Origin of the sequence: Nocardia sp. XZ_19_385, from assembly GCF_015355755.1 — a bacterium.
In the GTDB taxonomy this organism is placed as follows: Bacteria; Actinomycetota; Actinomycetes; order Mycobacteriales; family Mycobacteriaceae; genus Nocardia.
Window position 1 is genome coordinate 2,166,227 of record NZ_JACVEE010000002.1, and the last position, 13,595, is coordinate 2,179,821.

Genomic DNA, 13,595 nt, shown 5'->3' on the forward strand with positions numbered 1-13,595 from the left:
CCTACAGTGAAACGGTGAACTTCGAGGGTCTGACCTGCTCCGCGGCTGCCGCGATCGACGTGCCGTTGCCGGGCAGCGCGACCAAGGTCGGTGCATGGCTGTGCGTGGAACAGCCGGGCGCCTGGGGCCGCGATGTGATCGGTGACGAAGTCCTCGGCCCGGAGATCACCCCCGAGCTGGCGGCCCGCACCGCCGCCGCGCACGTCCGCCCGACTCTGATCCGCCGTCCCGGCCGCAACGAATTCACCGGCACCCGAACGGTTCTGATCGCCAACTCCCGCCCCGAGGGCTTCTGGTGCGAACGCTTCGAGATCACCGACTTGAAGCAACTCCTCGACGTCGACCTGCATCTATTGAATGGCCCGCCGCCGGGAATCGGTGCGCGCGTGGATGATCCGGTGATCCTGGTGTGCGCGCACGGCAAACGCGACCAGTGCTGCGCACTGCTCGGCCGCCCGATCGCCGCGAACCTGGCCGCCGACTACCCCGACCAGGTGTGGGAATGCTCGCACACCGGTGGTCATCGCTTCGCCCCCGCGATGGTGCTGCTGCCCTCCGGCCTCACCTATGGCCGCGTCGATACCGAATCCGCCACGGCGGCAGTCGAAGCCCTCCGCCGCGGCGGGTTCACACTGACCGGTTTCCGCGGCCGCAGCGGCCACAAGCCGATCGAGCAGGTCGCGGAAATAGCCGTCCGCGAACAGGTTCCGGCTGCCCTCGACGATCTCACCGTGCGCCTCGAAACCGACTTCACCACAACCGATCCTGCCGTCGCGGGCGCGGCGGTGGTCACCCACCGCGACGGCCGCCGCTGGCACGTCACCGCACGCACCGTGGCTTTCGCTCCCCGCCAAGCCAGCTGCGGCGCCGCCCCCAAACCCGCCACCGCCCTCATCGCAGACTCGGTCCGCCGCCTCGCCTGAGGGTCCGACGTAGTCGGATCTCTCCTACCCCCGGACATCGCCGGCTGGTTCGCGGCACAGACAGGGCGCTTCGCCCGTCAGACAGACCAATTCGCTCAGCCGCTGCGCCGCCAGAGCGCGATGGTCATGAAGGGCGGCGCGCACGCGGTGGTGGACCTCGGGCAACGCCAACTGCACGTCGCCGCCAATACGCCGTTCATCGGAATGGCGATCTGGGGCAGCGTCCGTTCGAAGGCGCGCGACTTCCTCCCGGAACCCCGCCAGCTTCCCGGTTAGGCGGTCGGCGCGGCCCGTTTGGTGATGGCGGTGATGGGCGCGGATTCCATGTGCTCGATGCCCTCGATCGCGCCGATCCGGACCGTCAGATAGTCGAACAGGGCGGCGGCGTCCCGGCAGACCACGATGGCGAGGAGATTGTGCGCACCGGTGGTCGCACCGGCGAAGGCGACTTCGGAGTGTCCGGCCAGCGTCTGGGCGACACCGGCCAGACGGGCGGGGGCGACGTTCAGCCAGAGCAGCGCATGCACCGGGAATCCGAGTGTGGCGGCATCGATTTCCACGTCGAACCGCACGACGCGCTGCCGGCGCAGTTCATCCAGGCGGCGCCGGACCGCGGATTCGGACCAGCCGGCCGCCTGCGCCAGGCTCGGATAGTCGGCGCGGCCGTCCCGGGCCAGCGCGGGCAGGAGCCGCCGGTCCAGGTCGGTCAGCGTGATCGTTTCGGCGGCATCGGGTTCCGGTGCACCGAGTGCGGCCGCCTGTTCAGCGGACAGCGCGCTGGTGCGCCCTCGCCAGCGCAGCTCGGTGAGGTGCCGCAGCAGCCGCTGTGTGTCGACCGCCAGCACCTGCGAATGCACGGACAGCGCGGGCAGTGGCCGCTCACCGTCGACCCGCAGGGTGGCCATCACTTCCGCGCCGCCCGCCAGCACGGTCACCCACGCGGTGTCCGGCCGGCGCGCCAGGTCCCGGGCCACGATGTCCGCACCGCCGGCCCGGACGCGCAAGCGCACCAACCATTCCGACTGGCCGATGCGGGAACTGTCGGGCACCCCGCAGACCCGCGCCAGACTCTGCGCGCGCAGCCGGGCGAATCGCCGCGCGATGGTGCGGTCGGAGACGTCGAGTACCTCGGCGATCCGGCTGAACGGCGCGCGCCCGTCGATCTGCAGCGCGTGTAGCAACGCCAGGTCGACGGTGTCCAGCCTGACCGAATCCACCAGCACAGGCTACGACAGTGTCGGATACCGGCGTAGCCACCGTTTGTCGTGGACAACGTGGTGCGCGCGCCTCGAGGATCGGTGCCGTGACCAACGGCATCAACGGCTTTCACCACACCGGCATCCTCACCCGCGATCTCGACGATCTCGAGCGCCGCTACGCGTCGTTCGGTTTCACACTGAGCCCGCGCTCCCGGCACCTGCTGAGCGCGGGACCCGGCGAGCCGCCGGTGCCGGGCTGTACCGCGAATCACTGTGCGTTGTTCGGGGATTCCTATATCGAACTGCTCGGCATAGTCGATGACACCGCACCTGACCCCTGGCGCACCCGGGCGATAGCCGCGGAATACCAGGGCTTCCGCCTGCTCAACCTCGACACCACCGACGCCGACGCCGCGGACGAGTTGTTGCGGACCGCGGGTTTACAGACTTCCGGCGTGCTCGACCTGGAACGCGAGGTCGACACCGAGAACGGCGCGCGCACCATGCGGGCGCGCGCCGTGCATGTCGACCCGCGTTCGACACCAGAGTCGTACCTTGGTCTCGCACAGCACCTCACCCGTGAATACGTGCACCAGCCGCGCTATCTCGACCACAAGAACGGTGCCCGCGGCATCGGCGCGGTGCTGATCGTCGCGGCGACCGCGGACTTCGCGGCGATCGTCGATAGGTACGCGCAGCTCGCAGGTCGTCGCCCCGATCGAGAGGGCCCGCGCACCGTACTCGAAATCGGTTCCGCCCGGCTCGAATTCGTCGACGCCACCGAGGCCGAGCAGGTGCTGCCCGGTGAGCCCGCGCCCGCGGCGTCGTATCTGGCCGCGATGACGATCCGCGTCGAGGATCCCGCGCGAGCGCGAGCGATCGTCGAAAACGGCGGTACGGCCACGCATCCCACGGCCGACGGGTTCTTCGTCTCGGCCCGGGACGCCGGCGGCGCCGGGTTGTTCTTCACCGGCTAGTCCATACATTTCCCAGGAGACGGTTCATGTTCGACACTCTGCTTTTACTCGTAGTCCCCGCCCTGCTGTTCCGCGCCCTCGGCGCGTTCGGCGTAAGCCGTTTCAGCACATGGCGTTCCAGCGCCATCCACGGCCTGGCGGTCCTGCTGCTGATGACCGGCAGCGCACATTTCGTCCCCGACAGCGTGACGGTGATGCCGAGCCATGCCGACCTGGTGGCAATGGTGCCCGCGTTGGTGCCCTTCGCCGACTTCACCGTCTACGCCACCGGGGTCCTCGAATTAGCCGGAGCGATAGGGCTTTTGATACCCGCGACCCGGCCGTTCGCCGGGCTGGGCCTCGCGCTGCTGTTGGTGCTGATGCTGCCCGCCAATGTGCATGTGGCGCTGAACGACATCCCACTGAACGGCGACCCCGCGACGCCGCTGTGGTTCCGGATTCCCGAACAGATCGGATACATCGCGGTCGCGCTGTGGGGCTCCGGCGCGGTGTCCGCACGGGCTCGCGTCAGAGCGCAAGTGGCATAACGGGTCCGGGGCCCGTCGCCCCCTGCGGGACGGGCCCCGGAGGTTTCACCAGTGTGTGCCGGGTACCCAGCGCGCGGCGCGGCGTAACGCGGTGCCGGTTGCCTTGCGGGCCGCGGACTGCGGGCGCGGCGTCGATTCCGGTTGCGGCGCTTCGCCTTCGGTGTCCTCGTTACTGGGCTCGAGGTGTTCGCCCTTGGCGGCGGGGGAGTCCGGAAGCGCGCGGTAGTACCGGTGCAGGATGCGGTCCCGGATCTTCGGGGTGACCAGCGCGCCGTATTCGGCGAGGGTGCCCAGCGGCACGTCGATGCGCTTGGGGCGCTCGGTGAGCGCGCGCACGATGGTGGCGGCGGCCCACTCGGGGGATTCCGAAGGCCCCTGCGTTCCACTGGGTGTGATCATCGGGGTGCGCACCAGCGGCATGTGGATGGTGGTGAAAGTGACTCCGTCGGCCATGGTTTCGACCGCGGCCACCTCGGTGAACTTATCCAGTGCGGCCTTGCTCGCGAGATAGGCGGAAAACCGCGGGGTCGCGACTTGCACTCCGGCACTGCTGATCTGCACGATGTGGCCGAACTTGCGCTCGCGCATCTGGGGCAGCAGCGCCAGGGTCATGCGCAGCGCGCCGAAGTAGTTGACCGCCATGGTGCGCTCGAAGTCGTGCATCCGGTCGGTGGAGCGGTGGATGGCGCGGCGGATGGAGCGGCCCGCGTTGTTCACCAGCATGTCGACGTGGCCGTGCTCGTCCAGAATGGTCTTGACGGCCTGGTCGACGGAATCGGTCTCGGTGACATCGCACTGGTATCCATAGGCCTTGCCGCCCGCGGCGCGGATCTCCTCGACGACGCCGGCGAGCTCGTCGCCGCGGCGCGCGAGCAGGAAGACGGTGGCGCCCTTGGCGGCGACGGCCAGGGCGGCGGCGCGGCCGATGCCGGAGGACGCGCCGGTGATCAGGACGTGCCTGCCGGTCAGGTCACGGCGGTTGCGCCGTTTCCCGTCGGCTTGGTCAGCGTGTGTCATCGCTGCTCCTTTGCAGATCGAATTGGCACGAACTTACTCCGAAGTAAGTTTACCCGCCAAGTGAGGCGGCCCACATTTCGGGTGGGTCGCAAAATGTTCGCAACCCCGTTCGAATCACCCTCGAAACCCTCGAACATATGTGCGATACTTCTGCGCATGGCGGACGATCGGATGGCGGACATCTTTGCCGCGGTGCGGCTCGGCAGCGACAACCGGAAGGCGGCGCGGCACGCGCTCGAACAGTTGTGGGACGAGCTCGGCATAGCCGGAGATCCGTTGCAGCGCTGCGTGATCGCGCATCATCTGGCTGTCCTGCAAGACGACGACCCGGCCGCGCTGATCTGGGATCAGCGCGCCCTGGCCTCGGTGTTCGGTCCGGGCATCCCGTTGGACGAGGGTCTGCGCTGCTTCCTGCCCTCGCTGTATCTCAACCTGGCCGACAGCCACCGCCGCTGCGGGGATTTCGAAACCGCCCGCATGCAGCTGACGATCGCGCGCGGCCATCTCGCGGTCCTGGTCTACGACGCCTACGGCACGATGATCCGCTCCGGCCTGGACCGGGTGGAGGCCGCCCTCGACGCCGGTTCCACGGCGCGTCTGCCGAGCGGGACTGTGCCGCAATGAGCAGGTCGAGGAGGTGAGCAGCTGGGGAGACGGGCCGCCGACCTGGGCGGAGATGGAGCGGGTGCTGTCCGGCCGGCCCAAACCGGAGGCAATGCCTTCCGGGGACGGCGGCGACAGCCCGGCCTGGTCGCGCAAGCGCGGCGAATATCAGGCCGAGCCGATTGCGCGGCCCGACGGTCCGACGGTGCCCTACGCCGAGTTGCACGCGCATTCGGCGTACAGCTTCCTGGACGGCGCGAGTCAGCCGGAGGAACTGGTCGAGGAGGCGGTGCGGCTCGGGCTGGAGGCGATCGCGCTCACCGACCATGACGGGTTCTACGGGACGGTCCGCTTCTTCGAGGCGGCCAAGGAATGGAATATGCCGACCGTGTTCGGGTCGGAGCTGTCGCTGGGGACCGGGTTGCCGGGCTCGGACCCCACGTCGGCCGTGCTGCGTCGCAAGGGGATGGCGGCGCAGCAGCGGTCGGCGAAAACCGAAGGCGGACATGCCGACGCGCCGGATTCCGCGCCGCGAACCGGAGCGCCGGACCCCGCCGGTCCGCACCTGCTGGTGCTCGCGCGTGGTCAGGAGGGCTACCGCAGACTCTCCCGGGAGATCGCCGCCGCGCACCTCGCGGCAGGGGAGAAGGGCATCCTCCGCTACGACCTCGACACCCTCACCGCTGCCGCGGGCGGGCACTGGCACATCCTGACCGGCTGCCGGAAAGGCCATGTGCGCCAAGCGCTGGAGCAAGACCTTCAGGTGGGAAACACTCGGCTACCACAGGCCGAGGCGGCGCTGCGCGAGTTGATGGAACGCTTCGGCGACGACCGGGTGAGCGTGGAACTGACCCACCACGGTATTCCCACCGACGACGAACGCAACGCCTATCTGATCGCCCTCGCCGACCGCTGCGGCCTGCCCGTATTGGCCACCACCGGAGCGCATTTCGCCGCACCGCCGCAGCGCCGCCGCGCCATGGCGCTGGCCGCGATCCGGGCCCGCTCCAGCCTGGACGACATCGCCGGCTGGCTCGCGCCCACCGGCGGCGCGCACCTGCGCTCCGGCGCGGAGATGGCGCAGCTGTTCGCGGCCTGCCCGCAGGCGGTGTCCAATGCCGTTGCGCTGGCCCGGGAATGCGCCTTCGATCTGCGGTTGATCGCGCCGAAACTGCCTCCGTTCGAGGTACCGCCGGACCACGACGAGAACTCCTGGCTGCGCGCGCTCACCCTGCGCGGCGCGGGCGAGCGCTACGGCCCGCGGGAGCGAAACCCGAAGGCCTACCAGCAGCTCGAGCACGAGCTCGCGATCATCACCGAACTCGGTTTCCCGGGCTACTTCCTGGTGGTGCACGACATCGTCACCTTCTGCAAGGACCATGACATCCTCTGCCAGGGCCGCGGCTCGGCCGCCAACTCCGCGGTCTGCTACGCCATCGGCATCACCAATGTCGACCCGGTCGCCAACGAGCTGCTGTTCGAACGCTTCCTGTCCCCGGAACGCGACGGCCCGCCCGATATCGATATCGACATCGAATCCGATCGCCGCGAGGAGGCGATCCAGCACGTCTACGCCAAATACGGGCGCGACTACGCCGCCCAGGTGGCGAACGTGATCACCTATCGCGGTAAGTCCGCGGTGCGCGATGCCGCACGCGCGCTGGGGTTTTCGCCGGGCCAGCAGGACGCGTGGAGCAAACAGGTGAGCCGCTGGACCGGCGTCGCGAACGAAACCGAGACCGACATCCCCACCGAGGTGCTGCACTTGGCGAGCGAGATCGAGGGTCTGCCAAGACATCTCGGTATCCACTCCGGCGGCATGGTGATCTGCGACCGCCCCATCGCCGATGTCTGCCCGGTGGAGTGGGCGCGCATGGCCAACCGCAGCGTGTTGCAGTGGGACAAAGACGATTGCGCCGCAGCGGGTTTGGTGAAGTTCGACCTGCTCGGCCTGGGCATGCTCTCGGCGCTGCATTACATGATCGACATGGTGCGCGAGCACGAGGGCAAGACCGTCGAACTGCACCAGCTCGACCTGACCGAAAAAGGCGTCTACGACATGCTGTGCCGCGCCGACTCGATCGGCGTCTTCCAGGTGGAGTCCCGCGCCCAGATGGCGACCCTGCCCCGATTGAAGCCCCGCAACTTCTACGACCTGGTGGTGGAGGTCGCGCTGATCCGTCCTGGACCGATTCAGGGCGGCTCGGTGCACCCCTACATCCGCCGCCGCAACGAGCGCGAAGAAGTCACCTATGACCATGACGCCCTGAAGAATTCGCTGAAGCGCACCCTCGGCGTGCCGCTGTTCCAGGAACAGCTCATGCAGATGGCCGTCGACGTGGCCGGATTCTCCGCCGCCGAAGCCGATCAGCTGCGCCGGGCGATGGGCTCCAAGCGTTCACCGGAGCGCATGGAGCGCCTCAAGGATCGCTTCTACCAGGGCATGCGCGACCAGCACGGCATTATCGGCGCGGTCGCCGACCGCATCTACGAGAAGCTCTACGCTTTCGCGAATTTCGGCTTCCCGGAAAGTCATTCGCAGAGTTTCGCCTCGATCGTGTTCTATTCGTCCTGGTTCAAGCTGCACCATCCGGCAGCGTTCTGCGCCGGTCTGCTGCGTGCGCAGCCGATGGGTTTCTACTCCCCGCAGTCGCTGGTCGCCGACGCCCGCCGGCACGGGGTGCTGGTGCACGGCCCCGACATCAACGCCAGCCGTGCCGAACCCGATCTGGAGAACGAGGGCAAAGAGGTGCGCCTCGGGCTGGCGGCGGTCCGCCACATCGGCGCCGAGCTCGCCGAGAAGATCGTCGCGGCCCGCGCGCACGGGCGGTACACGTCCTTTCTCGACCTGACCGGCCGGGTGGAACTCACTGTCCCGCAAGCGGAATCCCTCGCCACCGCCGGTGCGCTCGGCAGCCTCGGCGTCACCCGCCGCGAGGCGCTCTGGTCCGCCGGGGCCGCCGCGGGCGAACGCCCGGATCGACTGCCCGGCACCGGCGCGGCTACCACGGCCCCCGTGCTGCCCGGCATGAGTGACCTCGAACTCGCCGCCGCCGACGTGTGGGCCACCGGCGTCTCGCCGGACAGCTACCCGACGGAGTTCCTGCGCTCGCGACTCGACGCGCTCGGCGTCATCCCGGCCGACCAGTTGCTGTCGGTCCCCGACGGTTCCCGCGTCCTGGTCGGCGGCGCCGTCACCCATCGGCAGCGCCCCGCCACCGCGGCGGGCGTCACCTTCATCAACCTCGAAGACGAGACCGGCATGATCAATATCGTCTGCTCGGTCGGCCTGTGGACCCGCTACCGCCGCCTCGCCCAATCGGCGCCCGCTCTGCTCATCCGCGGCCGGGTGCAGAACGCCGAGGGCGCGGTCAGCGTGGTCGCCGAACACCTCCAGCAATTGAACCTCCGCATCGAGGCCAAGTCTCGCGACTTCCGCTGAAAAACCAGGTTCCCCAGCGATTTTCCGTGGGTACCCTGGCAAACAATTGCACCTGCTACTTGGGGGAGTGCGGCGCTATGTCACACGGGGGAAAGAGCTTCGGGTCCACGCTCTGGGACCGGATCGTCGCCGTGCTCCGGCCGGAGCCGAGATCGCAACGCCCGGAACCGATCTACGAGTTCCTCGAATACACGCCCAACCCGTTGCTGTGGCCGGTGGAAACCTGGCGGCGGCGGGTGGAATCGGCTGCGGTACTACTCGTTTCGCTGCCCTCGATCGTGCTGAGCACGGTGCTGGTGTGCGTGCCGTTCGCCGTTTTCGGGGTGTGGGGTGCACTGACGGCCGGTGTCTTGTGGCTGGCCTCGGGCGCGCTCGCGTTCCTGCCCGACGACGACGCGGTGCTCGCGAGGGTGGCCTACGGTTTCCGCCGCCCGCAGCCGCGGGAGCAGGCGATCCTCGCGAAGGCGTGGGAAAACGTCACGCGCACAGCGGGAGTCGAGGGCGCGGCCTATTCCCTGTGGGTGCAGGACTCCGATGAACTGAACGCCTTCGCGGCCCCCGGCGGCATCGTCGGCGTCACCACCTGGGCTCTGGACGCATTGGACAGCCGCCAGCTCGAAGGCGTGCTCGCCCACGAACTCGGCCACCACCTCGAGGGCAAGAAGCGCACCGCGACCCTGGCCCGCTGGTACTCGCTGCCGGTCAAGCTGCTCGGCCGGGTGCTGCACTTCGGCCTGGCCAGGGTGCTGGCCCTCGCGGAGTCTGTGGCCGAGGACGCGCCGGGGATGGCCTCGGCGATCCTGCTGATCGGTGGCCTGGGCACCTCCGTTCTGCTCCTGCTGCCCTTGGTCGCGGCGCTGATCCTGCTGATCGGCCCGCTCGCCGCATTCGCACTGCTCGGCCTGCTCGTCGTAGTGGAACCCCTTGGCCAGGCCCAGCTTTCGCAACGCGAGGAACTTCGCGCCGACCGCGTCGCCGTCGACCTCGGATACGGTCGCGAATGCCGCGAGGTCCACGACGAATGGCTGGGCGAACACGACGACTCGTCGCTGGCGGTCTATCTCCGCTGGTTCAGCACCCACCCGTTGTCCGATACCCGCATCGAGGCTGTCGAAGCCCGCATCCACGAACACCGGCACTTCGGCAAGTGACCGGCGGCCGATGACTTTCGGCGCGCCGGAGAGTCGGTATTGACGGGAGCGGGGCGTGCCCGACCCGTGCCGTCATCGAGGAGTGCGTGAATGATCGACCTGAAGCCGGCCTGTGCGGCCATGATCGAACTGCTGACCGAGATCACCGACGCCCAGCTGACACTGCCGACACCGTGCAGCAAGTATCGCGTCGAGGACCTCCTCGTGCACCTGGACGAGGTAGTGCGAGGATCCGCCGCCCTCGCCCGTAAGGAGCAGGAGCCGGTCGCCTCCGCCGCGGTGCCGGGTCCCGCCGTGCTCGCCGAGCGTGTGCAGCTGCTCGGCGTGGCCTGGGACGACCCGGCGGCGTGGCAGGGCGCGACACCGGCCGGGAGCCTCGAACTCGCCAACGAACTCTGGGCCCGCATCGCGTTCACCGAAATCGTGGTGCACGGCTGGGATCTGGCGCGTGCGCTCGACCGGCCCTTCATCTTGCCCGACCACACCTTGCGCGCTTGCCTCGACCATGTCGCCGAGTTCATCCCGAACAGTCCCGTCCCCGAATTGTGGAGCCCTGCCGTCCCGACTCCCGGCGACGCGCCCCTCATCGACCGCATCGTGGCCATCACGGGCCGGAATCCGCGCTGGACCGCCGAGTCCCCAGAGAATGTCGAGTGACCTGCGCCACCACAGCGGCTACGCTGCGGGCATGCGAAAGCTTGCGCTTCTGTGCATCGGCCTGCTGAGCCTGACACTGCTTGTGGGCTGCGGTGCCGACGACAAGGATTCCGGCACTGCCGGAAGGGCGTTCGAGACCGCGGCACCGGCGGTCGCGCCGCCCGGATTCCGCGAGCAGGCGCCCGGCGACAGCAAGCAGCCGAGCGGGGAGGTGTTGTCCCGCAAGGAGGTTGTGACCGGCAATGTCGAGATCGTGGCCGGTGATCCGATCGCCGCGGCGGGCAAGGTCGCCGATCAGGTGCGGGCCGCGGGCGGCCGGATCGATTCGCGCACAGAGCAACCCGGCACCAAGGACGACGACGACCAGCCCAGCGCGTCGCTGACCGTACGGGTGCCCGCCGACAAAACCGATGCGTTCATCAACGGTCTCGGCAAGATCGGCGAGGTCACCGAGATCAGCACGAACCGCGATGACGTCACCATGCAGTGGGAAGATCTGGACGCCCGGATCAAGGCCCTGCAGGCCTCGGTGGATCGGCTGCGGGCACTCATCGCCGGCGCGAACAACACCGCCGACCTCATCGCGGCGGAACAGGCCCTGTCCAGCCGCCAGGGCGAGCTCGACAGCCTCACCGCGCAGAAGCGGCACCTCGACGATCAGGTCGCCCTGTCCACCCTCACCATCTCCCTCAGCACCGACGCCAAGCATTCCGACGCCGGCCCCAGCAACTTCTGGGACGGCATCGTCGAAGGCTGGAATTCCCTGGTGGACTGGCTGAAGGACGCGGTTGTCTTCACCGGCAAGGCGATTCCGTGGCTCGGTTTCCTGGTGCTGCTCGGCGCGGCCCTGTGGGGTCTGGTCAAACTGATCCGGCGACCGCGTCGCCCGCGGCACACGGTGGTGCCTACGGCAGCATCGAAGCCCGCGGAAACCAGTGTCGTGACAGGAGAATCGCGTGCACCCGACGGTGGTAAGGGCGACGATAAAGCCGAACAGCCGTAAGGGCCCGCTGGTCGAGACCGCCGACGACGGCACCCTCACCCTTTACGTGCGCGCGCCCGCCGTCGAAGGCAAGGCCAACAAGGCCGCCATCGAACTCTTAGCCGGGCACTACGCGGTGCCGAAGAGCTCGGTCCGCCTCGCCGCGGGCGCTACGTCCCGCTTCAAACGCTTCGAAATCGACGTCTGAAACCCCGTGCTTGCGCCGCCCTCTGCGGCTGTCCTATGCTCGGCCCCGCGACATCGCGTCGCCGTAAGCGTTCACGTCAACCAACGCACCGGCCCCGCCAATTCGGCGGAGTCGTTGCCTGACGGAACCTTACGGAGCGATCGATGAATTCCGCGAACACCAACTCCCGCAACGCTTTCGGCAAGCTGCCCGCCCGGTATTCGGCGGTGATCCTGCCGATGCTGCTTTCCATCCTGATGACCTGCATAGTGTCGTTCATCAGCACGCTGATGAGCGACGGTCTCGCCGTTGGGGTTTGGTTGCGCTCCTGGGCAGTGTCCTGGCCCATCGCGTTTCCGACCCTGCTGCTCGTGCTTCCCGTCGTCCGCCGAGTCACCGCGGCATTGGTCCACGCGCCGTCGGTTCGAAGGTGACCGAAGACCACCGGTCGCTCGGATAGGCTCGCAAGCATCAGCCGTCAACTGTCGCGAGCGGCGTTTCTACGCGCCGCGGTGGGAGCCGGAGCGGCCGCGGCGGTCAGCTCCGGGTTCGCCGCGCGCATCGAGGCCGAACCGATTGCGCGGCAAGGCCCCGCGCCGGACTGGTCGCGCTTGAGTGCCCGCTTGCACCAGCCGCTCCTGCTCCCGGCCGACAGTGAATACGCAACAGCCAAACAGCTTTTCGATCCGAGATTCGATGGTGCGCACCCCGCCGCCGTGGTCCGGGCGACGGCCACCGAGGACGTGCGGGCAGCCGTTCTTTTCGCGAACGACCATGATCTGCCGATCGCGGTCCGCGGTGGCGGGCATTCCTATGTGGGAGCCTCGGCCGCCGATGACGCGCTGGTCCTCGACCTGCGGCAGCTCGACGACATCACCTATGACAACGGCGTCGCGGTGATCGGCGCGGGCGCGTCGCTCTACCGGATCCAGGCCGACCTGGCCCGCCACGGTCAGACCCTGCCGCTGGGCACCTGCCCGACGGTGGGCATCGCCGGACTCACCCTCGGCGGCGGCCTCGGCGTGGAGACGCGGCTGTACGGGTTCACCTGCGACCGGCTCATCGAGGCCACGCTCGTGCTGGCGGATGGATCGGTCGCGAAGGTCTCGGCCGCGGACCGGCCGGAGCTGTTCTGGGCGCTGCGCGGCGGTGGCGGTGGCCTCGGCGTGCTCACCTCGTTGACCTTCCGCACCTGCCCCGCCGCCCCGAAAGACATTGTGCGACTGACTTTTCCCGGGGCGGTGGCGCAACAGGTGCTGACCGGTTGGGCGCGCTGGCTGCCCGAGACCGGCCGGACGGCCTGGGCCTCGGTCGAAGTGAGCGCGGACGGCACCGGCGCGGTCGACTGTGCGGTGCTGCTGGTCTGCGCCGCTGGCACCGGCACCACGACGGCGGCGCGGCTGGCCGGAATCGTGGGGGCCGCGCCCGTCGGCACGCACCACCGGACCCTCGGTCATCTCGACGCGGTCCTGAGTCTCGCCGGCGGGCAGTCCGATATGCCCCGCACGAGCACGGTGGCGGGATCCGATGTGGTCGCGGAATTCTCGCCCGCCCTCGCGGACGCGGTGGTCGAAGCCGTCGCCGCTCGTTCGAGCGCGGGCGGTCGGGGCATGGTGCTGGTGGATCCGCTCGACGGCGCCGTGCGTGATCTGCTTCCCGACGCCACCGCGTGCCCGTGGCGCGACCACAGCGCGGTCCTGCAATGGATTGCCACGGATGCCCTCGACGATGGGGCAGCGTGGATCGACCGAGCACACCGGTTGGTAGCCCCTCATTCGGCAGGCGGCTACGTCAACTACCTCGAACCGGCACAGCCCGCCGACCGCTACTTCGCCGCGAACACGAACCGTTTGACCGAGATCCGCTCGGCTGTGGATCCGCACGGCCGCATGTCGGTCCGATGAGACCCAGAAAACAGTCCGGGCACCCG

Annotated in this window: 14 protein-coding genes; 12 read left to right on the forward strand and 2 right to left on the reverse strand. The window is 68.8% G+C overall.

Going from position 1 to position 13,595, the window contains the following annotated elements:
- Positions 1-14 precede the first annotated feature (14 nt).
- A complete protein-coding gene (locus tag IBX22_RS22465) occupies positions 15-923 on the forward strand; it encodes a sucrase ferredoxin (protein ID WP_194817462.1) in 909 nt (302 codons plus the stop codon).
- Between the two features lie 120 nt (positions 924-1,043).
- Positions 1,044-1,199 (forward strand): hypothetical protein, encoded by a 156-nt coding sequence (locus tag IBX22_RS22470; RefSeq protein WP_194817463.1) that lies wholly within the window; start codon positions 1,044-1,046, stop codon positions 1,197-1,199.
- Here IBX22_RS22470 and IBX22_RS22475 read toward each other — a convergent pair.
- Positions 1,196-2,140 (reverse strand): Lrp/AsnC family transcriptional regulator, encoded by a 945-nt coding sequence (locus IBX22_RS22475; RefSeq protein WP_194817464.1) that lies wholly within the window; start codon positions 2,138-2,140, stop codon positions 1,196-1,198. The two genes, IBX22_RS22470 and IBX22_RS22475, sit on opposite strands and share 4 nt — an antisense overlap.
- 86 nt (positions 2,141-2,226) lie before the next feature.
- Between IBX22_RS22475 and IBX22_RS22480 the strand changes: the two genes are divergently transcribed.
- Both IBX22_RS22480 and IBX22_RS22485 read left to right on the forward strand, forming a co-directional pair.
- Positions 2,227-3,099: a VOC family protein gene (locus tag IBX22_RS22480; RefSeq protein ID WP_309234729.1), complete on the forward strand. Its 873-nt coding sequence runs from the start codon at positions 2,227-2,229 to the stop codon at positions 3,097-3,099.
- 26 nt (positions 3,100-3,125) lie between these two features.
- Positions 3,126-3,626, forward strand: a complete 501-nt coding sequence (locus IBX22_RS22485) for a hypothetical protein (protein ID WP_194817466.1) — start codon at positions 3,126-3,128, stop codon at positions 3,624-3,626.
- Between the two features lie 45 nt (positions 3,627-3,671).
- On the opposite strand, the gene IBX22_RS22490 is transcribed toward IBX22_RS22485, so the two are convergent.
- Positions 3,672-4,643 carry an SDR family NAD(P)-dependent oxidoreductase gene (locus IBX22_RS22490; RefSeq protein ID WP_194817467.1) on the reverse strand — a complete coding sequence of 324 codons (972 nt, stop codon included), beginning with the start codon at positions 4,641-4,643 and terminating at the stop codon, positions 3,672-3,674.
- Positions 4,644-4,799: 156 nt separating this feature from the next.
- On the opposite strand from IBX22_RS22490, the gene IBX22_RS22495 reads away from it, so the two are divergent.
- The 8 genes from IBX22_RS22495 (at position 4,800) to IBX22_RS22530 (ending at position 13,569) form a co-directional block, all read left to right on the forward strand.
- Complete coding sequence (locus IBX22_RS22495) at positions 4,800-5,267, forward strand: hypothetical protein (RefSeq protein WP_194817468.1); 468 nt, start codon at positions 4,800-4,802, stop codon at positions 5,265-5,267.
- Between the two features lie 52 nt (positions 5,268-5,319).
- Positions 5,320-8,688, forward strand: a complete 3,369-nt coding sequence (locus tag IBX22_RS22500; RefSeq protein ID WP_194817866.1) for an error-prone DNA polymerase — start codon at positions 5,320-5,322, stop codon at positions 8,686-8,688.
- A 77-nt stretch (positions 8,689-8,765) separates the two neighbouring features.
- Positions 8,766-9,839 (forward strand): M48 family metalloprotease, encoded by a 1,074-nt coding sequence (locus IBX22_RS22505; protein WP_194817469.1) that lies wholly within the window; start codon positions 8,766-8,768, stop codon positions 9,837-9,839.
- A 90-nt stretch (positions 9,840-9,929) separates the two neighbouring features.
- A complete protein-coding gene (locus IBX22_RS22510; RefSeq protein ID WP_194817470.1) occupies positions 9,930-10,496 on the forward strand; it encodes a TIGR03086 family metal-binding protein in 567 nt (188 codons plus the stop codon).
- 31 nt (positions 10,497-10,527) lie between these two features.
- Positions 10,528-11,499 carry a DUF4349 domain-containing protein gene (locus tag IBX22_RS22515; protein ID WP_194817471.1) on the forward strand — a complete coding sequence of 324 codons (972 nt, stop codon included), beginning with the start codon at positions 10,528-10,530 and terminating at the stop codon, positions 11,497-11,499.
- Positions 11,453-11,686, forward strand: coding sequence for a DUF167 domain-containing protein (locus IBX22_RS22520; RefSeq protein WP_194817472.1), 234 nt, complete (start codon positions 11,453-11,455; stop codon positions 11,684-11,686). The genes IBX22_RS22515 and IBX22_RS22520 overlap by 47 nt, the downstream gene beginning before the upstream one ends.
- Before the next feature lie 143 nt (positions 11,687-11,829).
- On the forward strand, positions 11,830-12,099 hold the full coding sequence (locus tag IBX22_RS22525; protein ID WP_194817473.1) for a DUF2798 domain-containing protein: 270 nt from the start codon (positions 11,830-11,832) through the stop codon (positions 12,097-12,099).
- Between the two features lie 78 nt (positions 12,100-12,177).
- Complete coding sequence (locus IBX22_RS22530) at positions 12,178-13,569, forward strand: FAD-dependent oxidoreductase (RefSeq protein WP_194817474.1); 1,392 nt, start codon at positions 12,178-12,180, stop codon at positions 13,567-13,569.
- The last annotated feature ends 26 nt before the right edge of the window (positions 13,570-13,595 follow it).